This window comes from Niallia sp. (assembly GCF_031978665.1).
Lineage (GTDB): Bacteria > Bacillota > Bacilli > Bacillales > Cytobacillaceae > Niallia.
In genome coordinates, this window is sequence record NZ_DALZDK010000033.1 from 24,083 (window position 1) to 44,719 (window position 20,637).

The following is a 20,637-nucleotide window of genomic DNA, read 5'->3' on the forward strand; positions in this document are numbered from 1 at the left end:
CATTCTCTTTATTCCATCTATTCATCCACTTTTTTTATATATTGAACAAACTCGGCTACTGTCGCTAAGTTCATCGATGATTCTCGATAGTACATCCATGTTCTTTTTTTCATTTCCTGACCGTTTTTAAAAAAGAGCGGAACATGATATAAGTCATCACTCTTCTTTAGAAAAACACTAGGGATAATCGCATACCCAAGTCCCTTTTTCACCATTTCCTTACACGTTTCATAGCTATCTACTTGCATTGTAATCAAAGGTGGTTCGATAAACCTTTGATTCCACCAAAAATCAATGCTTTGTTCGAAAGGGTTATAAGGGCTTGTCTTATATTTTAGTAGCACCTTAGGTTCTTTTCTATTAATCATTGGCATCTGAGGAAGTTTATTTACATCGATTGGCTCATTTGCAATAATACAGACATTTTCTTCGCTAAGAAGATATTTCCCATCAGACCAATTATAATCTCCTCTTACAATCGCCACATCAATTTGCCCATCTAATAGTAAATCCATCATTTCCGTACTGAATCCAGTATCCACGTTTAATTCCACTTTCGGGAACATTTTTATATAATCCTTTAATATAGAAGGCAAATTATACAAACCAAAATGACTATTAACACCAATTTTCAAACTTCCAACCAGTTCATTCTCCATATTTAGGAGAAATTCTTTTGTCTTTCGTAAATCGCTTAGAATTCTTTTTGCATATTCCACTAAATGTTCACCAGCTGGAGTCAGCCTTATATTTTTCCCATTTTTAGAAAGGATTTCAACCTGAAATTCCTTTTCCAGTTGACGTATACGATAAGTCAAGGCAGGCTGGGTCATAAATAGATGTTCCGCTGCTTTCGTAATATTCTGTTCCTTCTGTAAATAGAGCAGCAACAAGCAATCCTTCTCATTCATTTTGTTTCCCCACTTGTATCTTAGATTATCTTCTATTTAAGCATACAGGGATATTGTTGACCAGCCCCCTTTAGCCATCGTACAAATTTTTAGCATGCCACACTTTTCATAAGAACACTATTTTGTTACTTATTATCCGCAAACCAAATATGATAAAATGGATAAATGACTACAATGAGTGTGAATACATATAGCAAAACCTTAATAAAACATCCATCATTTACTTTCAAAGTAACTTAGGAGTGTACTTAGAATGAACAAAAAAGATATAGCAAACATTCGAAAACAATTCAAAATGAACAACGATTTACTTAGAATTACAGACATGTTTAATGTTTATGTCATGAAAGAATCGAGTGATATATTCCATTATCAAAGCCAACCATTTGGTATGCTTGATCAAGATCAGCAAGAGTTATTTTTACATAACTTCAAGAAATTACTTGCCGGGAATTTAGATGAAAAGCTCTTTGAATTAAAATTCCAAAGGGATGCAGAAAATAATAGCCAGCTTATTTTACATAAAGGATTACTTAGCTCTGAAGTAGAGGACTGGAAAGAGCAAATGCTCCAGATTGTGGACAAAATGCTTGCGAGCAGACAATATGAAAAAGACATTGTCATCACCTTCATTCGCGGAGAATATTTAAAGCCGAAGAAACGCCGCAGTGAAGAGTCTGAAGAAAGTGACCGAGATACTGTTTTCTCCCATCCTTTCATTCTATGCAGCATCAATAACACACAAGAGCCGAAAAAAGAATTGCTTTTTGATTATGTAGAGAAAGAATTTAAATACAATATTGTTGTTGATCCCATTATAAATCTTAATGCACCGATGGGCGGATTTCTTTTCCCTAGCTTCTCAGACAATTCCGCAGATGTTAACCATATTCTCTATGCGGCAGGCAAGATTCATGAACCAGATTACCAATTTATCGAAGAAGTGCTCAACGGCGAAGAAATGATGACTGCTCAAGATGATAAAATTGTATTTGAAGAAATTATTAAAGATGTCACCGGTGATCAATTAAGCACCTCTACTCTTTCCAATGTGTATGAGGAAATTAACCGGATGATTGTGGAAAACGAAGAGGAAGAAGTTCCTAAATTAGACTCCAAGGACGTCGAACAAGTCTTAAAAATGAGCGGCGTGGAGGATATCAGTCCAGAAAAGGTCGAATTTGCTTTCAAAAAGATTATTGATGATGATAAATACGAGTTAAAAGCAAGTAATATCTTGCCAAAATTCACATCAAAGTCGATTAAGATCAGTACAAAAATCGCCAATATCGCAATCAGTCCACCAGATTTACGCTATGTGAAACAAATCGAATTTAGCGGAAAACGTTATTTAATGATTGAGGTCGAAGAGGATACTGTTATCGAAGGCTTTACAATGATTCCTGAAGCTTTTGGCGGGAGTTCAGAAGAATAATAAAGAAAGAGGATTTTCCATGTTAGAATGGAGAATCCTCTTTCTTATCATATCCTCTAAGAATGATTTAAACTCAATCATCTATCTCTCTACCTACTGCCTACCATACAGCCCTTTTTTCCACCCCTCTGTATATGCTTAAAGAAACAAGATCCCCTGGCAAGAATCGTTTTTCAAAAACAGAAGCATAAACATTAATCGTCTCTTCACCTGATTGAATACTATAATGAATTTCATTGCCTTGAAATTGAGCAAATTGAACAGTGCCTGTCATTTGGTTTTCGTCCGCCTCTCCAAGCTTCCATTGTTCAGGACGAACAGGATAAAGATTTTGAGCTTTAATTTCTGATGAAATGCCAATGTCTAGCCAGGATACGGTGGGGAAATCCGCAGGAATAAATCGATCCTCTTTAACCCATTCCCCTTTTATAAGATTGCTTTTTCCAACAAAGGTAGACACAAATACCGACTGGGGAGCATTATAAATACTTTCAGGAGTACCAATCTGCTCTATTTGCCCCTGATTCATCACGACAATTCTATCAGCCATTGCTAGAGCCTCCCCTTGGTCATGGGTAACATAAATAATTGTTGTCCCTAGCTTCCGGTGAATCGCGCCAATTTCCCTTCTCATTTCCATACGAAGCTCGGCATCAAGTGCACTTAAAGGCTCATCCATCAATAGTAGAGACGGCTTTGGAACAATAGCACGCGCAAGGGAAACACGTTGTTTCTGCCCTCCAGAAAGTTCAGCTGGATATCGATCTTTTAAATGAGAAAGACCGACCATTTCCAATGCTTCCGCAACCCTTATCGCCTGCTCCTCCTTGGCATTCGTTTTGCCAAATCGATGATGCTTCAGTGGGAATTGAATATGCTCTTCTACTGTCATATGTGGCCATAATGCAAAGGACTGGAACACCATACTAATATTCCTTTTTTCAGGTGGGACAAGCTTACTGGAACTTGCTGCTATTTCATTATCTATCGTAATCGTTCCATCTGTTGGTTTCATAAATCCTGCCAAAAGCCGTAGCAGTGTCGTCTTCCCACATCCAGAAGGACCAAGAATAGCAATAAATTCTCCGTTCAGCAGTTCCAAATTAATATCATGAAGTGCTGTAAAGTTCCGATAGTTCTTTTTTAAGCCATCAATACTAATCACTTTTCATCACCTTCTTCTTCCATCTTTTCTCTAATAAAACAAACATAATCCCCATTGTTAATACAGCTGTTACAATTAATGTGGAAAATGCGGTGGAATAAGTCGTGTATCCCGCTTGCTCAAAACTAAAGATGACAACACCGATCGTTTCGGAACCGCTTGACCATAGAAGACTCGAAACAGTAAGCTCCGTTAAGGCAGTTAAAAATACAAGAGCGGCACCACTTAATACACCGGGCATAAGCAATGGAAAAAGGATGTTTCTCCATTTAGCATAAGCGCTTGCCCCCGAAGTTCTTGCCGCTTCCTCCATAGTAGGATCAATTTGTGAAAAAGCAGTTAGACTTCCCCTCATTTGCAGTACGGTAAAACGGGTTATATAAGCAATAAGCAAAATCCATATTGTTCCATAAATACCAGGTTGCACGCCCGGTAAAGGCTGTAGCCACATTAATATAATTGCTAAGGCAAAAACGGTTCCTGGCAAAGCATATGGAATTGTTACAATGATTTCCGAAGCCTTCACAAAAAAGATTGGCTTTTTAAAGCGAAGATAGGCAATAGCTGTTCCAATAACCTTACAGATTAACATAGTAGCAAGTGCGAGCGTTACACTGTTTCCTATTGCTGAACCGGTTTTAGCATCTTCAAATAGTAAGTATCGGTAATTTTTTAACGAAAGATTTTCCCATGAAAGAGATAATCCATAAGCTTTGATAAAGGAGGTAGAAGCCATCACAATCAACGGAACAAGAGTTGTCAGCAATAAGAAAATCCATAGTACCGACTCCGCTACATTCTTCCAACCCCGGGAGAGATAATATCTTGGCTCTGTATCTCTTGCAGCTGTTTCACTGACACTGCTTTTTCTACTAATCACCCATTGCAAAACTGTACCAATTAGAGCAATCACGCCAAGAATAACGGAAAGTACAGCCGCTCTAGAAAAAGCAGATGGTCCATATCCAATTATCTGCTCATAAATATAAGTACTTAATACGCGAATATTTGCTGGAATCCCAAGAAAAGCTGGAATTCCGAAGTTATCAATGTTTGATAAAAACGCAAGAATACCGCCACTAGCAATTCCCGGTAGCGCCATTGGAAAAATAACTTTTCGAAAAACAACTCCCCTAGATGCTCCAGAAGTGCTAGCAGCATCTTTCAGTTCTCGCGGTATACGGCGAAATACCTCTACACTCATCAAGTAAACAAGGGGATAATGGGAAAGCCCCAGCACAAAAATAATCCCTCCCATGCTGTACAAATTAACAGATTTATGAAAAAGAAACTGAATAGGACCATTTCCTCCAAAAAATTGAACCCAAGCAAGTGTTGATATATAAGATGGGATTAAAAAAGGTAAGAATATAAGCAATTGCAACCATTTTTTTGCCCGGATATTCAAGTAAGCCATTGTAAAGGCAAGCCCTACTCCCAGCACTAAGGCTAGCAATGTACTAGAAATCGTAATGATAATGGTATGTTGAATGGTCCTCCACGTTGCCTTTTCCAACAGCACTTCCTGATAAAGCTTGAGACCAACTTCTTCGCCAGAGGATATGCTCAGCCATACAAGACGACAAACAGGAAGTAAAAATACGAAGACAAGCAACAGAAAGCCGGGCACGCCCCACCAATTACGGCTAAAATAAGAAAAGGAGAACGGAGATAAAGCTTCCGTTTTCCTTTCTGAACTCTGAACATGTGAGTTCATACTGTCCACTCCTTCTTAAAAAGTGTTCTATTCGCTGATAACTGTTTCAAAATCCTTCTTGTCCTCATCTCTTGTCTTATACAATTCCTGCACATCGGCAGAAATGACCTTTATTTCATCAATTGTCTTTAGTCCCTCTGGAGCTTCTACTCCTTTGCGGATTGGAGTATAACCAAGCTCTGCAGCAAGCTTTTGACCATCTTCAGAAAGTACGAAATCAACAAATGCTTTTGCTGCTTCTACGTTTTGGGCGTCCTTCATAATTCCAATTGGTTCAGTAATAACTGGCACGCCCTCTTCTGGATAAACAAGCTCAACGGGAGATCCTTCTGCTTTAGCGCGTGTAACAAGATAGTCAACAATCATTCCATAGTCTTCTTCTCCGCCAGCAACTCCTTTAAGCACGTCACCATTCCCCTTTGTTACAGTTACATCGTTTGCAGCGATACTATTATAGTAATCCCAGCCAAAGGTATCTTGACGAGTAAACACACCTAAATTATAGGCAGCTGCACCAGAATATAACGGACTTGGCATAATAATTTTCCCTTTTGCTTCTTTAGAAGTAAGCACATTCCAGCTTGTAGGCATTTCCTTTACATTTTCCGTATTCACAACTAATCCAGTAGCCATGACCTTTGTTCCAAAGTATGTATGATCTGGATCAACAAGCTCTGAAGGAATTTCAGCTGCTTCTTCTGTTTCATATACTTGAAGCATATCTTCTTCCTTTAAGCTTTCAAATGTTACTGCATCTGCAACTAGCAATACATCTGCCTGAATCTTTCCAGCCATTTTTTCCGCTTTGATTTTTGAAATTACTTCCTCTGTTCCAGAACGGAAGGTATCCACCTTTACATCAGGATATTTAGCTTGAAACGCTTCTACCAATTTGGCCGCATCTGCATCTGGCTGGGAAGTATAAAAATGGAGTGTTCCCTCTAGCTTCGACTCTGTAGAATCGGTATTTTCAGAAACATTACTTGCCTCACTACTTTCCTTACTACCACAGCCTGCAGCAAAGGCCATTACTATTCCAATTATTAATACAAGCATCCATTTACGCATAATCTATTTCCTCCTCATCTGTACTAGCAAAATTTAAATGAGCAAACCATCGTTCAATTTGTTCTTGTTTTCTTTTATGAAACGTCCTAAACTCAATCGGCGATATAGTCACAAACCCTGTTCTTAGTAAAAGAAAGTCACTATCATTCTCAAAATCTTTCATATGATGAAGTTGATCCTTCAGCCAGTAGTAGACTAATCCATGGGGATCGTTTAAACCTACATAAGAGTAGCGCGAAACCTTCATATCTGGCGGAACGATACGGATTCCCTTACATATTTCCTTAGATAAATAAGGCAAGTTAACATTCAGGAAAACGCCCTTTGGAATCTTATTCTGCAGAAGTACTTCCAAAATGGGATAAAATAGTTTTTTCACTTTTTCATAGTTAATGTCCATGTCAGAAAAGGCATTTAACGATACTGCCACAGAAGGAATGCCATAAAGCAATCCTTCCACTGCCCCAGCCATTGTTCCTGAGTAATAAAGGTCACGCCCCAGATTTGGTCCAAGATTTATTCCTGAAATAACAAAGTCAGGCGGTTCTTTCATAAGCACTTCGATTCCAAGCTTCACACAATCTGCTGGCGTTCCATTCACTGCCCAGCAACCTTTTGCACCTGGAAAAAGAGCAAGTGGTTTTGCCTTTAAAGGGACTCTTAGTGTAATCGAATGGCTGATTGCGCTTCTTTCCTGATCTGGACAGGACACATAAACATCTGCAAAATGCTGCAGCACTTCAACGAGTGCCTGAATGCCAGGAGCGAAAATGCCGTCATCATTCGTCACTAGAACTTTCATTGATGTACCCCCTTAATTTTTTCCAAGCTGTTTAAATAGTGAAGATTTTGATTCCACCAGTTCAAGCTTTTCGAAACATCAAAGCCTTCCACGACAACTGGAAGATAAGAGATAGAAAGAAATTCTTCCAACATTTTGCTGTCGAGTATTCCAGTACCAAGGGGAATATGTAGCTGACTTACGGAATTATCACTAATATGAATTTTGTCTACATTGATTAATTGTGCAAAAGCATGCTGAGGAATATCCTCCGAAATATGAGCGACATCAAAGGTTGTTTTAAGTTCGGGCAAAAAGCTCGATATCAAGCGATTCAGCGTATTAGGACTTGTTACAAATTCCTTTGGTTTTACCTCCATTAATTCCATGCTAAGGCTTTTCTTATACCGCTTCGCTGTTTCTAGTAACGTAAAGATAGATTCCATCATAAGTCCTTCATATAGTTCCTGTTTTATCTGAGGAAGCGTCAGCCTCCCGGGATGGAATGTTATTGAATCTGCACCTATCTCATCTGCTAGCTTAATAGAATGTTGGATTTGCCTAACAGAACTTTCTCGTATTTCTTTTTCTAAAGAACAAATATTCAAGTCCCAGCTGGCAGCATGCATAGTCAGGTTAAGGGAATCATCCTGATTTGCTTCACGGATTTTTTTAGGATCTGTCTCGTAGTACCAAACATGGTCTGCCCAAACCTCCAGTCCGGATAATCCGCTCTGCTTTGCAAGAAGCACCACTTTATCTGCCGGATACGCCCAAGCTAATGTTGAAGCAAAATGCATAAAAGTACCTCACTCCTTTTGATAGAAATTAGTTTAAATATTGTTATATCCTCTACTAATTAAATTTTAGAAAATAAATATAAAGCTAATTTGGGGAGGAATGTAAAGAAATTATTAATAAAATTCAGATAACTTTTGAGAGGATTATTGTTTTTTCAACAACAGGACGATCTTTTTGTAAAAACTGAGTAAATTATTTACAATTCATTAAAATATATTGCTGTTTATGGGGGGAATCTTTATTCAAACTCCTATATAATAACAAACTTTACTAAACAGCCTTTTTTAAAAGATAATAAAAAACCTGAACAATTATACGAAACCTTAATTAGCATTTGTATAATTGTTCAGGTTTATCTTTGGCTTCAATTTAAGCCCCAGTCTCAACGTAATATTTCTTCCCACCGAGCCGATTTAACTATAACTATCATTCCTTATATAATCATGGGTAGGAACCGAGAAATAAAAGGTACTTCCTTCATTTGGCGTACTTTCGAACCACAGTTCCCCTCCATTAATTTGAACAAATTCTTTACAAAGCATGAGTCCAATTCCAATCCCACGTTCACCCGCTGTGCCTGTTGAAGAAATCGGATAGGATTCTCTTTCCTGCAGTAACGCCTTTGCTTGTTCAGGATGAATTCCCTTACCGGTATCTTGAATAGAGACAATCACTTTGCCGTCTATCTTTTCTGCGTTTATAAAGATACTCCCATCATATTCAGTAAATTTAATCGCATTAGTAAGTATATTTCTAATAGTCAACTCTAGCATTTCCTTATCTGCATAAACAGATGTGTCTTTTTCAATTTGCGAGAATATCTTTATTCTCTTACGTTCTATTTTAGGTTGTAAAAATTCAACATTCCGCTTCATTGCACTTGATAGATTCCATAAATCAGGATGAAATATCATGCCCCCCTTTTGACTTCTAAACCAATCCAATAAATTTTCAACTAATGTAAAGGTATTTTGAATTTGTTTATCCATCTCATATACAACTTCAAGATGGTTTTCATCATCCTGTTGGATCTCTTCTTTCAAAATTTCCATTAAACTTATAAGAATAGAAAGGGGATCTCGAATATCGTGTGCAACAATGGTAAACATTTTATCCTTAAATGCATTAAGCTCCCTTAATTGTCTTGAATGATGACGGAGTTTTTCTTCTGCAATCATTTCTTCCGTAATATCATTTAACAACAGCATTTTCCCAACCGGATTTTGCCTCTTATCATGGATATCTGAGGAATACACCTGATAATATCTTAGTCCTAAATCCTTTTCTAGCTGAAGTTTACTCTTAATCGATTCTCCTTGTACCAACATTTTCACCAGCTTAGGATAAGCAGCAAAAATTTCAAATGCAGGTTGCCCTACAACCTTCTTACTTCCTAGCTCCTTAAAGATCTCGACAGCAGACTGATTATAGCTGGTGATAAGATGAGCTCGATCCACAACAATAACCGCTTCTCTCATAGATTCAAACACCTTTTGCAAGGCATGAGGAACTAATTTCATCATATTAAATTGATAAATCCCCCAAATAAAGAATATACCCAAGAAAAGGAAACCAATTGGAGAGAAGTCAATTGGCGTATTTAACATTCCACTTAAATAGATGAGCGTAATGCCGAATGGTCCACAAGAGCCTATTATCAATAAAGCTACTTGCATCTTCATATGTGCTTCTGCTTTTCGATACATATGAATAAGTAATCCCATTCCAATGATAACAAGAACATAGTTATAGATGATGTGCAGCATATAAAAAGGACCAGCAGTTTTTATAAGCACAGGAAAGCCTGATGTCTCATCAATCACCATCTTACGATAAAACAAATGATGCCAATCATTCGTGTAATGACTTATAAAGGTAACAACAGGAACAATCATCATCCCTATGATGATCCATTTCCGTTTAAACACTTGGATGTTGGTATAAAGCACAATCGTAAAAAACCATATAAGCGTACCAAAGGAAATACCAATATATTCTATCCTGAGCCAAAACTTTATCCCCTCAAGGCTAGTACTAATAACTTCAAACGCATACCCAAAAGCGTAAAATATACTAGCACATAAACTAAAGAAAAAATAAAAAGCAACTGGAATTTCTCTTTTTCTCCATGCAAGAAAAGCAATAAATGCAAGACAGCAGCTAACTGCTATTAAAATAACAAATATTATAAAGTTATACCCCACTTGTCAGTTACCCCCGACTCTTGTCGTTTATTATCCTATGACTATGATACCATTTGTGGATGAAAACAATATGAATCTATATATAAATGATTCTGCTTTTATTCAATCAGCTTTACTTCCTAAAAGTTTCCTCAACACTATTTAGAATCCTGCGATCAACACAATATACAAATCCTTTTCTTTTAACATAAATATATTTTTGGAAAATAATGGACTTCTATATCGTCATACGATATAACAAAACATATACATCGTATGACGATATAACGCTTGGGGATATAATTAAATTATTGGGAGGTGATTCAAATATCTGAAGAGAATAACCACGCAGCTTTATCAGAAGCAACTTACTATATACTACTATCTCTCCTAACGCCTCAACATGGCTATGGAATTATGCAATTTGTAAAAAAACTTAGCAACGATCGTGTAACTTTAGCTCCCGGCACACTTTACGGAGCAATTAAAGCACTCTTGGATAAAGGCTGGATTGAACTAAATGATACGGATAGTTTAAAAAGAAAAAAAATATATTTGATAACCAAAATTGGATATCAAGTAATAGAAGCTGAAATTTCAAGATTGAAGGAGCTGTATCAAAACGGAATAGAGATTACTGGAGGCAAAGACAAATGACTAAAAAAGTGAAAAGAAGTTTCTTAAAAAAGCTTTTTATTAATATAGAAAAAGAAGAGACATGGTTAAACAATATGTGCAAAAATGGATATGCACTTCATGATATTGCAAACGGATATTATAGTTTCGAACCCTGTAAGCCTGGTGAATATATTTATAGAATAGAATTTCTTCACCAAGAAGTTTTTCAAAGGGAAAAGGAATTCTATCTAGAATTAATGGAGGACTTGAAAGTTAAAGCGATAGCATCTGTCAATAGATGGCATTATTTTAGAAGAGAATCTTCCCTAGGTAAATTTGAAATCTATTCAGATATCGATTCACAAATCGAGCATTATAAAAGGATCAATTTTATTTGGTATATTCTAGCTTTAATCTTTATTATACCTGGCCTAACTCAAATAGGCACGATCAGTCAGTTTGCCTTAACTCTAAACATTATCTTAATAATTATCGGAATCTTCTTTCTCACCTTGGCATTCCCACTTACAAAAAAAATCAACGACCTAAAAAGAAAAAAACTTTGTATAAATAGGAATTATCCAGTAATCTCGCTCTAAATATGGATATGGTAAAACAAAGTTAAAACCGCCTTGCCATTAACATGCATCTCCCTCCATTAATCTAGAAAAAAGAAATGCCTGCACTTCTGGATAATCGAAAGTTCGAACTTTCACCAGTAGTACAGGCATTTCTTTTACTAATTATCATTTGGGTCATTAAACGGTTGCCCAAATACCAACACTCTTTATTTCCTTATACTCAGGCTGCCAGACTGCATCGACCACAGCTTTTGGAACATCTGTAAGATTCGCTCTTGCAATCCCTTCGTATAGAGCAGCCTTTGCTACTTCAACGGCAACATAGATAGATACATCATGCAATTTCTCAATCGAAGGAAGCAAGGAAGCACCAGGCTGATTGGCTTCGCACATCTCAGCAACAGCATTTGCTGCCGCTGCGAACATTCCTTTTGAAATAACTTGTGCTTTTGAAACAATGGCACCAAGTCCCAGACCTGGGAATACAAATGCGTTATTTGACTGCCCAATTTCATAGGTAATCCCGTTATATTCTACATTAGCAAAGGGGCTTCCCGTTGCAATTAACGCCTTTCCATCCGTCCATTTAATCAGGTTTTCGGGAACTGCTTCAGCAAGTATAGTAGGATTGGACATTGGCATGATAATTGGACGCTCCACATGCTTTGCCATTTCTTTCACAATTTCCTCCGTAAAGGCGCCAGCTTGGCCAGAAGTACCAATTAGAATGGTTGGTTTCACCCTTTTCACTACCTCCAGTAATGAAATGATTCCGTCCTCATTTCTATCCCAACCCTTTACTTCCTCCGCTTTTCTTACATAAGGCATTTGAAAATTCAGAACATCTGGTGTTTCATCTGTTAATAAGCCTCGAAAGTCAATAGCCCAAAAATGATCATAAGCCTCTTCCTTTGTTAGCCCTTGATTTTCCATGGCATCAACTATTTGGTCTGCATTACCGAGACCACCAGCACCCGGTCCAAAGACAATAATACGTTGATCCTTCAGAGAAGCTCCTGTAACTTTTAACGCAGACATAACAGCAGCAAGCGTCACAGCACCTGTTCCTTGGATGTCATCATTAAAGGTAAGGATTTTATCGCCATATTTTTCCAAGATATTTCGTGCATTTACATTGCCAAGATCTTCCCAATGAAGAAGCACTTCTGGGAAAAACTTTCTTGCTGTGTAAACAAATAAATCGATGAAATTATCATAAAGCTCACCGCGGACGCGAGGAAATTTGTTACCAATATAGATAGGATCTTCAATTAAAGACTGATTGTTCGTACCAACATCCAACACAATCGGCAGAACACGGCTTGGATCAATACCAGCTGCCGCTGTATATACTGCTAGTTTACCTATCGCAATATTAATACCACCTACCCCTTGATCCCCAATGCCAAGAATACTTTCAGAGTCCGTAACAACGATTAAGTCAATGTCATTTCTAGACTTGCCAAGATTATAAAATGCCTTTTCAACACCTTCAGGATGATCTATGGAAAGATATAATCCTCCTGGACGATGGTAGCTATGAGAGTATGACTGGATAGCATCACCGACTGTAGGAGTGTAGACGATTGGGAGCATTTCTGCTAGATGTTCTTTTAAAAGTCGGTAATACAGAACGACATTTCGGTTATATAAATCATTAAGCAAACCGTTTTTAAAAAGATTGGTGGTCCGCATCGAATATTGCTCATAGACCCTGTTTACTTGTTCATCAAGTGTAAGCACTTGTGGCGGCAACAGACCGTCAAGTCCAAGATCTTCTCTTTCCTCTTTAGTAAATGCCACTCCTTTATTTAAAAAGGGATTAGAGAGAATTTCCTTTCCTTTTAATGTTGTAATAATTACATTCTCTGACACACTCATAGTGGTAGATCCTTCTTTCTATATAAATTAAAATACTAATCTAACATTCTTAAAAAAATAGATTTCTATTCTTCTCATATTAATACCGATTGCTATTTTCCACTAGGTTATTTAACTTAAATTCACTATTTTGTAACTAAACAATGTAGTTGGAAAGCAAGGCTTGCTTTCATCTTTATTTCATTTCCAATTAACTTAGAAACTTTAGAATGTCTATCCATTCCCTTTCCTTATCATGCTGCTCTTGCAATAGAATTTTTAGCTTTTTTCTTTTCCGCTCTTTTAAATACATAGCTAACAATAATTGGGCAGACGATTGCCGATACTACACATGCTGCTGCAACTTGGGCAGTAGCTGCTGGTGCAATGGAAGATAAAGTTGGATCTGCTGCTGCAACAACAGCTGGCGTAGCTACCGCATTTCCCGCAGTTGACCCTGTTGCTAAACCAACGATCGGATTTTCTTTAAATAATTTCAACAGCAAGTAAGCTCCAATTCCAGTGAATGCAGCTATTAATCCTAGTAATAAGCCTGGCCCTCCCGCTTCGACAATCGTTTTAAGATTCATTCCTGCACCTAATGGGAAGGAAAAGAATGGGATTAATAATAACTTACTGCTTCCAAGAAACTTTCTCATATCAGGATCAATATTTCCTAAAATCATTCCTATTATGATCGGAATTAATACGCCTACAAGTGCATGAAAAGGAATGGAAGCAAGACCTGATGCTCCTAATGCAACCAATGTAAAAAATGGACCGTCTTTTAAAGAAAATAATGCATATGCTCCTACATCCGTTTCGTCACCATATGATGAAGCAAGTGATGCATACAAACCGCCATTAGCATTTAATAATGCTGCAAGAATGGCTAAAGGGGATAATCCCAATATTCCAGCAGGTCCAAATATCATGGCGACAGTAATACCTATACCAGCACCTACTATAAATTTTCCCGATAGTAAGATTGCACCTTTTTTAATTGCCTTTGGAGCTAATTTGAAATTAATTTGCGAGCCAATTAAAAACATAAAACATGCCAAAATGGTTGATGATGCTTCTTTACTAAATAATGCCGTTGTAAAATGACCAATTTCTAAAAATTGCGGGAAAAATGTGTTCGTTAATACGCCTAAAAATAGTGGAACAACCATCATCCCACCTGGTATTTTATCAAGCGTCTTCTTAATGGGAATATGCATAATTAATCCTCCTAAACAAGTTTTATACTTCGGGGAAGCGGCTCTAAATATTACACCATGAATCATCCCCTTATGTTTTTTACATGTTCATCATACCCCTCTGTTAAACGCTTTCAAAGTTTATGTAAGTTTAATCATTCTTTTTGTAAATAAAAAAAGTAAGCAGTATTCTTACCTGCTTACAGAAAGTTTTTTATTAAGTGTTCTTTCCATTGATTATATTCATGTTGATAAACAGGCCTTCCAATCGTTCCATAGATAACCTTCACTTCCAGTATTCCTAACTCTTTCAGGAAATTAAGATACTTTCTAGCAGATACTCTTGAAATTCCAACAACATTTGCCACATCATCAGTCGAGAAAGGTGCCTCCTTTAATTTCTGAATCGCTTCCCATATTTGCCTCAAAGTATCCTTTGTTAACCCTTTTGGCAATTCCTCAACGGTTACAGTCTCATCTCTATGTAAAAGCAAAGAATCCAGTTCTTGTTGACTAATGGAATCCCGCTTATCCGTAATCCTTGTTTGCTCAAGGTAGGTAGTGAGAGCAGCATGAAACCTTTCAAACTCAAAAGGCTTAATTAAATAGTCGACAACACCATGCCTTAAGGCTTTCTTAATTCGTTCCAGATCCGAGGCTGCCGAAATAATGATAACATCAATTTCCAGTTCATTTTTCCTCAGATAGGGTAACAGTTCCAGCCCGAGCTTGCCCGGCATAAAAATATCTAAAAGTATCAGCTGGATTTTTTCTTTTTTCAGTAAAGTGATCGCTTCCTCTACTGAATTGGCTGTTGCGACCAATTGGAACCCATCAATTTGTAAAAGATACCGCTTATTAATTTCCGCTACCATCGGATCATCTTCTACAATCATCACATTAATCATTTTTACTCACCTCTGCTTTATAAGGTATATACACGGCAAAAGTTGTGCCCTTTCCAGGCTTGGACGAAATAATGAGGTCACCTTCCAGTCTCTCTATCGCCTGCGCCATAAGAAACAAACCAAACCCTCGATTATTTCCTTTAGTCGAGAAGCCTTTATCAAGAATTTTATTTTGAAGGGAATTCGTCATCCCCATTCCAGTATCCTTGACTTCAATGGTCAAAATATCTTCTGCATAATCCAATTGAAGATGTACCTTTTTGTTTACGCTATCTACAATTGCCTCAATTGCATTATCAAAGATATTCCCAATAATCGTGATTAGTTCATGAGTGATTTCTGGGTTTAGAGGCTTCGGAAGTTTATTTTCACAATGAAAGGAAAGACAAACTCCTGATTCTCTGGCAAAGCTTAGCTTGCCAATCAGAAATCCAGCAAGAACAGGATCTTGGACTTGCTTCGTAACAAAGCCAACTTCTGTTTCCCGGTGATTGACCGTTTCACTTATATAATTGGAAAGTGTATCATATTGTTCCGTGCGAACGAGACCAAGAATAACATGGAGTTTATTCATAAATTCATGTGCTTGAGCACGGAGAGCATCCGCATAATTACGTACACCTGTCAGCTGTTCAGCCATTTTCTGGACCTCTGTTTTATCACGAAATGTTGCAATAGCCCCCACCACTTGATTTTCCACAACTACTGGTACCCGGTTTACTAAAATGGTGACTCCATGCAAGTTCTGCTCTTGGTCCAAATCCATTTCACCCGATTTTATAATGCGTGTTAACCGAGTATCTGGCAAATATCCTTCAATGTTCTTCCCAATAGCATTCTCATCAAGACCCGCTTTTTGAAAAAGCTTACTAGCTGCCTTGTTAACAAGGGTGATTTTCCCCTCCTGATCAATGGCTATAATTCCCTCGCGCACAGACTGAAGCATAGAACTACGCTCTTCCAGAAGCTTTGCAATAGCAAACGGCTCTAGTCCTAAAAGAATTTTTTTGAAGTATCTTGCCAAAGCCACTGCCCCTATTACCCCAATCAAAGTCCCGATCAATGTTCCCATAAAGATTCCCATCCGACCTTTATGGACAGCCTCTGTCACGCTCTTTAAAGAAATCCCTACAGCAACCGCACCGATTTGTTCTCCCCGTGCATTCTTTATAGGAGTAAATGCTCGCATAGAGTGGCCAAGCGTCCCTTTGGAAATGGAGACATACTCCTTTCCCTTCAGAACAGGACCTTCATCTCCTCCGCTGAAGTGCTTCCCCACTTTACTAGGCTCCGGATGGGATAAACGATTTCCGTTCATATCCATCACAACAACAAAGTTAACATTGGTTTGTTCTTTTATTTGATTTGCAAAAGCTTGAATTTCTGTCTGGCTAGCTTTTCCTTCGAGAACCTCTTTCACCTGTGGAGTAACAGCCATCATCCTTGCAACATCCAATGCTTTTTCTTTCTGTGTTCCTTCTACACTAGAGGTTATGCCTTTACTTATAATCAAATCGGTTATTCCGAGGGATAAGGCAACAACAATACATACAAAAATAATAATGATGGCCTGTAAACTAAATTTGCCTTTTTTCATATTTTCCTCCGTCATTTTCTAATAGTTATAGTATGTATAAAAGTTGTGGCAAAAAGATAAAAGACTGCTAAGCTCAAAAAAGAGATACAAGCAGCCTTGATTATATATCATGAAGTTAGCAAAACGGCATATGCTATATGGATAAGATTAATATCATAAGAGTTAACACAGATTCATCCAAAACGACAGTAAAAGTAATGATAGGATCGGTTACCTGTATTAACAAACCTAAGTCATACTTCTATAGGAATATAGTAGATGTATTAATCTTTCAGAAACTTTCTCTTTTTAGAAAAAGTTTTTTAAGTCTATTATAATACTAAATACAGTTGGAAGTTTTTTTGTAATTAAAAAAAGTACCTATATGAAAAGGAAGGTTCATAAAGAGCGCCACTTATCCTGGTAAACGAAGATACCCTACTTAACAGATTGTCGTGTTTTGATGAACTTTTTTGTCTCATCCTGCTATCGCAGACTTAATAATTGAAAATTCTTTCTTCTAAGGTATATAGTTAAACTAAATAATAGCAAAAGGAGTGAAACCCATGGCTTTAAAAAGAAATTGGGCAGGTAACTTTCAATATAGCACGTCTAACTGGCATGAACCTGAATCGATTGAAGAGGTTCAACAATTAGTTTCAAGTTTAAAAAAACTTCGTGTAATCGGAACGCGTCACTCGTTTAATAGTATTGCAGATTCGAATGAGAATATAGTATCCTTGCGAAAGCTTAACAAGGTCTTACACATTGATCGCGAAAATGAAAGCGTAACCGTAGAAGCAGGAATTAAGTATGGAGACCTATGTTATATCCTACAGCAACATGGCTATGCCTTACATAATCTTGCTTCCCTTCCCCATATTTCAGTTGCTGGAGCCTGCGCAACAGCAACACATGGTTCCGGTAATCACAATCAAAATTTAGCTGCAGCGGTACGCGCTATGGAGGTTGTTACTGCTGATGGAAGTATTGTAACTTTTTCTAGAGAAAAATCAGAAGAAGAATTACATGGAGCTGTTGTTGGACTAGGTGGGATCGGTGTCGTCACAAAACTAACACTAGATATACAGCCAACTCATCAAATGAGGCAGGATGTTTATGAAAAGCTTCCGCTAGCACAACTAGCACACGATTTTGACGCCATTTATTCGAGTGCCTATAGTGTCAGCCTGTTTACGGATTGGCAGAACGAAACATTTAATCAGGTGTGGCTGAAGAGCAAACTAACAGATAATCAGACTTTTTCGTTAGGAGAAGACTTCTATGGAGCAAAAGCTGCCAAAGAAAATCTCCATCCCGTACCAGGAGTCGGAGCAGAGAATTGTACTGCCCAGCTTGGTGTGCCAGGCAACTGGCTAGATCGCATGCCACACTTCCGAATGGACTTTACCCCAAGTAAGGGCCAAGAGCTGCAAAGTGAATATATTATGGCCCGCGAGCATGCCTACGAAGCACTTTGTGCAATAAGCGAAATCCGTGAACAAATTGCACCACATTTATTTATATCCGAAGTACGGACGATTGCCCAAGACGAACTTTGGTTAAGTCCATCCTATAAGCAAGATTCCGTTGCCTTTCACTTTACATGGCAGGATAGGGAGGAAGTTCAAAAGGTGCTGCCACTAATCGAAGCCCAACTTGAGCCTTTCCAAGCAAAGCCACATTGGGGGAAACTGTTTACAACTTCTCCGGCAAAAATACAATCGCTATATGAAAAGATGCCTGACTTTCAGCAACTGCTCATGAAGTATGACCCAAATGGTAAGTTTCGGAATGATTTTTTGAGTAGAAATGTATTTGGTGTGGGGGAGTGAATTTGTTTGTAAAGTGGATTGAGGTTGGTGGATGCAGGTAGAATGAATGGGTAAACATAATGTCCCCTGTTAGTTGAAATCTGTCATAAAAAACAATGGGAGCTTAAATGATAGCTTCCATTGTTTTTTTGACAAAATAAATAAGATACCTTGAAATACATCTTTTTTATCTGTCAACAACCCACGACTGAAGTCACGAGGGTTCTCGGCTAAAGCCTAAATCTCAATAATAATTGGAAGAATCATTGGCTTTCTCTTCGTTTGATTAAATAGATACTGTCCAACTGATTTTTTTATGTTTTGCTTCATTACATTCCATTGCCGGATATTCTCTGATTGCAAATCGTTCACAGCCTTTTTCACCAAACGATTTACTTCTTTTAGTAGTTCATCTGAATTACGAGCGTAAACAAATCCCCGGGTAATCGTATCAGGTCCGGAAATAATCTTCCTTTCTCCCTTGCTTATCGTGATAACGACAACAAGCATCCCGTCCTCCGATAGTTGCTTTCTATCTCGTAATACAATATCTCCAACATCGCCAACACCCATCCCATCTACATACGTATCCCCCGCTGGAATCGAGCGAGTCTGAGAAGCTACCCCATTTTTGATATCGATGACTTCCCCATTTTTTATTATAAAGGTATTTTCCTTTTTCACTCCAACTGATTCAGCTAACATCTGATGATGATGAAGCATACGGAATTCACCATGAATCGGCACAAAATAAGTCGGTTTCATTAAGGTTAACATAAGCTTTAGGTCTTCCTGATAGCCGTGACCGGAAACATGCATCCCAGTAGTACTACCAGAACCATAAATGACTTTAGCACCTAGTTGATATAAATTATCTATAATTTTCGAAACATCTTTTTCATTCCCAGGGATTGGGGAGGCCGCTAAAACAACAGTATCTCCAGGGTAAATCGCGACATCACGAAAGTTTCCACTTGCTAACCGTGATAAGGCTGCCATCGGCTCTCCTTGACTTCCTGTACAGAGAATAGCAACTTTTTCTGCAGGGAGTTTATCTACTTCACTAACATCGATTAACATCCCCTCTGGTACTTTAAGATATCCGCGTTCAATAGCGACTTCCACTACATTTACCATACTGCGTCCAAGCAATGCTAATTTTCGATTCGTCTTCTTAGCTGATTCTACTACTTGCTGAACCCGATTGATATTCGATGCAAATGTAGAAATAAAGATCTTCCCAGTTGCCTTTATAAAAGCTTCCTCCATATGGGAACCTACCATTTGTTCAGAAGGAGTCAGCCCTTTACGCTCTGCATTGGTACTCTCTGATATTAAAGCTAAAACTCCCTGCTGGCCGATTTCTGCCATCTTATGTATATCGGCATATTGATTATTGGCTGGTGTTAAATCAAATTTGAAATCACCAGTATGGACAATATTCCCTTCCGGTGTATGAAAAACTATCCCAAGACAATCTGGAATGCTATGGCTTACTTTAAAAAAAGAAACTTGAACAGCTCCAAATTCCAGCTTTGAATTTGAATCGATCGTCACTAATTTACTGTCTCCTCTTAACCGATGCTCGTCGATTTTCAACTCTATTAAACCTAAGGTGAAATTCGTAGCATAAATGGGAACATTTAATTTTCTGAGGAAAAACGGAATACCACCTATATGGTCCTCGTGTCCATGAGTAACAATTAAAGCCTTGATTTTATCCTTATTCTCTTCCAAATAAGCTATGTCAGGAATAATTAAATCAATTCCCAATAAGCTTTCATCAGGAAATTTACCGCCACAATCAATAACAAAAATCTCATCCTTATATTGAACCACATACATATTTTTCCCGATTTCATTTATACCGCCTAGGGCAAAGAAAGACAAAGCGTTTTCAATGACTTTCATCATTATCCTCCTATCAAAGCTAAATATGTTTATTATTCCTTTTTTAAAAGCTTTAATGCAAAGGGAAGGAAAAACGAATTCCTATTTATCATTAATAGAAAATCCG

At 37.8% G+C, this 20,637-nt stretch carries 16 protein-coding genes; 4 read left to right on the plus strand and 12 right to left on the minus strand.

What is annotated here, in order from left to right; all coding sequences use genetic code 11:
• Positions 1-17: 17 nt before the first annotated feature.
• The gene (locus RTL21_RS17260) at positions 18-911 is read right to left on the minus strand and encodes a LysR family transcriptional regulator (RefSeq protein WP_312097583.1); all 894 of its coding nucleotides are present in this window, start codon (positions 909-911) and stop codon (positions 18-20) included.
• Between the two features lie 253 nt (positions 912-1,164).
• On the opposite strand from RTL21_RS17260, the gene RTL21_RS17265 reads away from it, so the two are divergent.
• On the plus strand, positions 1,165-2,346 hold the full coding sequence (locus RTL21_RS17265; RefSeq protein WP_312097585.1) for a DUF4317 domain-containing protein: 1,182 nt from the start codon (positions 1,165-1,167) through the stop codon (positions 2,344-2,346).
• Between the two features lie 100 nt (positions 2,347-2,446).
• On the opposite strand, the gene RTL21_RS17270 is transcribed toward RTL21_RS17265, so the two are convergent.
• From RTL21_RS17270 to RTL21_RS17295, 6 genes are all read right to left on the minus strand, one after another.
• Complete coding sequence (locus tag RTL21_RS17270; protein ID WP_312097587.1) at positions 2,447-3,511, minus strand: ABC transporter ATP-binding protein; 1,065 nt, start codon at positions 3,509-3,511, stop codon at positions 2,447-2,449.
• Positions 3,504-5,228: an ABC transporter permease gene (locus tag RTL21_RS17275; RefSeq protein ID WP_312097589.1), complete on the minus strand. Its 1,725-nt coding sequence runs from the start codon at positions 5,226-5,228 to the stop codon at positions 3,504-3,506. Before RTL21_RS17275 ends, RTL21_RS17270 begins: the two co-directional genes overlap by 8 nt.
• A gap of 27 nt (positions 5,229-5,255) precedes the next feature.
• Positions 5,256-6,296: an ABC transporter substrate-binding protein gene (locus RTL21_RS17280; RefSeq protein WP_312097591.1), complete on the minus strand. Its 1,041-nt coding sequence runs from the start codon at positions 6,294-6,296 to the stop codon at positions 5,256-5,258.
• Complete coding sequence (gene surE / locus RTL21_RS17285; protein WP_312097593.1) at positions 6,289-7,098, minus strand: 5'/3'-nucleotidase SurE; 810 nt, start codon at positions 7,096-7,098, stop codon at positions 6,289-6,291. The genes RTL21_RS17280 and surE overlap by 8 nt, the downstream gene beginning before the upstream one ends.
• Entirely contained in the window at positions 7,095-7,877 is a 783-nt protein-coding gene (locus RTL21_RS17290) for a sugar phosphate isomerase/epimerase family protein (RefSeq protein WP_312097595.1), read from the minus strand. The genes surE and RTL21_RS17290 overlap by 4 nt, the downstream gene beginning before the upstream one ends.
• A gap of 414 nt (positions 7,878-8,291) precedes the next feature.
• Entirely contained in the window at positions 8,292-10,082 is a 1,791-nt protein-coding gene (locus tag RTL21_RS17295) for a sensor histidine kinase (protein ID WP_312097597.1), read from the minus strand.
• Positions 10,083-10,388: 306 nt separating this feature from the next.
• Between RTL21_RS17295 and RTL21_RS17300 the strand changes: the two genes are divergently transcribed.
• Together RTL21_RS17300 and RTL21_RS17305 are read left to right on the plus strand one after the other, a co-directional pair.
• Positions 10,389-10,718: a PadR family transcriptional regulator gene (locus RTL21_RS17300; protein WP_312097639.1), complete on the plus strand. Its 330-nt coding sequence runs from the start codon at positions 10,389-10,391 to the stop codon at positions 10,716-10,718.
• Entirely contained in the window at positions 10,715-11,278 is a 564-nt protein-coding gene (locus RTL21_RS17305) for a DUF2812 domain-containing protein (RefSeq protein WP_312097599.1), read from the plus strand. Before RTL21_RS17300 ends, RTL21_RS17305 begins: the two co-directional genes overlap by 4 nt.
• A gap of 159 nt (positions 11,279-11,437) precedes the next feature.
• On the opposite strand, the gene RTL21_RS17310 is transcribed toward RTL21_RS17305, so the two are convergent.
• From RTL21_RS17310 to dcuS, 4 genes are all read right to left on the minus strand, one after another.
• Complete coding sequence (locus RTL21_RS17310; RefSeq protein WP_312097601.1) at positions 11,438-13,141, minus strand: NAD-dependent malic enzyme; 1,704 nt, start codon at positions 13,139-13,141, stop codon at positions 11,438-11,440.
• A 233-nt stretch (positions 13,142-13,374) separates the two neighbouring features.
• Positions 13,375-14,343 carry a 2-keto-3-deoxygluconate permease gene (locus RTL21_RS17315; RefSeq protein WP_312097603.1) on the minus strand — a complete coding sequence of 323 codons (969 nt, stop codon included), beginning with the start codon at positions 14,341-14,343 and terminating at the stop codon, positions 13,375-13,377.
• A 179-nt stretch (positions 14,344-14,522) separates the two neighbouring features.
• Positions 14,523-15,230 (minus strand): response regulator, encoded by a 708-nt coding sequence (locus tag RTL21_RS17320; RefSeq protein WP_312097605.1) that lies wholly within the window; start codon positions 15,228-15,230, stop codon positions 14,523-14,525.
• On the minus strand, positions 15,223-16,827 hold the full coding sequence (dcuS, locus tag RTL21_RS17325; RefSeq protein ID WP_312097606.1) for a DcuS/MalK family sensor histidine kinase: 1,605 nt from the start codon (positions 16,825-16,827) through the stop codon (positions 15,223-15,225). The genes RTL21_RS17320 and dcuS overlap by 8 nt, the downstream gene beginning before the upstream one ends.
• A 545-nt stretch (positions 16,828-17,372) precedes the next feature.
• Here dcuS and RTL21_RS17330 point away from each other — a divergent pair.
• Positions 17,373-18,641: an FAD-binding protein gene (locus RTL21_RS17330; protein ID WP_312097608.1), complete on the plus strand. Its 1,269-nt coding sequence runs from the start codon at positions 17,373-17,375 to the stop codon at positions 18,639-18,641.
• Between the two features lie 216 nt (positions 18,642-18,857).
• Here the strand turns inward: RTL21_RS17330 and RTL21_RS17335 are convergent, their stop codons facing one another.
• Complete coding sequence (locus RTL21_RS17335) at positions 18,858-20,531, minus strand: ribonuclease J (RefSeq protein WP_312097610.1); 1,674 nt, start codon at positions 20,529-20,531, stop codon at positions 18,858-18,860.
• Between the last annotated feature and the right edge of the window lie 106 nt (positions 20,532-20,637).

What these genes read in the sequence shown, in the direction of transcription:
- RTL21_RS17260 (WP_312097583.1), bottom strand. Translation starts at nt 911, where the DNA reads ATGAATGAGAAGGATTGCTTGTTGCTGCTCTATTTACAGAAGGAACAG.
- RTL21_RS17265 (WP_312097585.1), top strand. Translation starts at nt 1,165, where the DNA reads ATGAACAAAAAAGATATAGCAAACATTCGAAAACAATTCAAAATGAAC.
- RTL21_RS17275 (WP_312097589.1), bottom strand. Translation starts at nt 5,228, where the DNA reads ATGAACTCACATGTTCAGAGTTCAGAAAGGAAAACGGAAGCTTTATCT.
- RTL21_RS17280 (WP_312097591.1), bottom strand. Translation starts at nt 6,296, where the DNA reads ATGCGTAAATGGATGCTTGTATTAATAATTGGAATAGTAATGGCCTTT.
- surE (WP_312097593.1), bottom strand. Translation starts at nt 7,098, where the DNA reads ATGAAAGTTCTAGTGACGAATGATGACGGCATTTTCGCTCCTGGCATT.
- RTL21_RS17290 (WP_312097595.1), bottom strand. Translation starts at nt 7,877, where the DNA reads ATGCATTTTGCTTCAACATTAGCTTGGGCGTATCCGGCAGATAAAGTG.
- RTL21_RS17305 (WP_312097599.1), top strand. Translation starts at nt 10,715, where the DNA reads ATGACTAAAAAAGTGAAAAGAAGTTTCTTAAAAAAGCTTTTTATTAAT.
- RTL21_RS17310 (WP_312097601.1), bottom strand. Translation starts at nt 13,141, where the DNA reads ATGAGTGTGTCAGAGAATGTAATTATTACAACATTAAAAGGAAAGGAA.
- RTL21_RS17315 (WP_312097603.1), bottom strand. Translation starts at nt 14,343, where the DNA reads ATGCATATTCCCATTAAGAAGACGCTTGATAAAATACCAGGTGGGATG.
- RTL21_RS17320 (WP_312097605.1), bottom strand. Translation starts at nt 15,230, where the DNA reads ATGATTAATGTGATGATTGTAGAAGATGATCCGATGGTAGCGGAAATT.
- dcuS (WP_312097606.1), bottom strand. Translation starts at nt 16,827, where the DNA reads ATGAAAAAAGGCAAATTTAGTTTACAGGCCATCATTATTATTTTTGTA.
- RTL21_RS17330 (WP_312097608.1), top strand. Translation starts at nt 17,373, where the DNA reads ATGGCTTTAAAAAGAAATTGGGCAGGTAACTTTCAATATAGCACGTCT.
- RTL21_RS17335 (WP_312097610.1), bottom strand. Translation starts at nt 20,531, where the DNA reads ATGAAAGTCATTGAAAACGCTTTGTCTTTCTTTGCCCTAGGCGGTATA.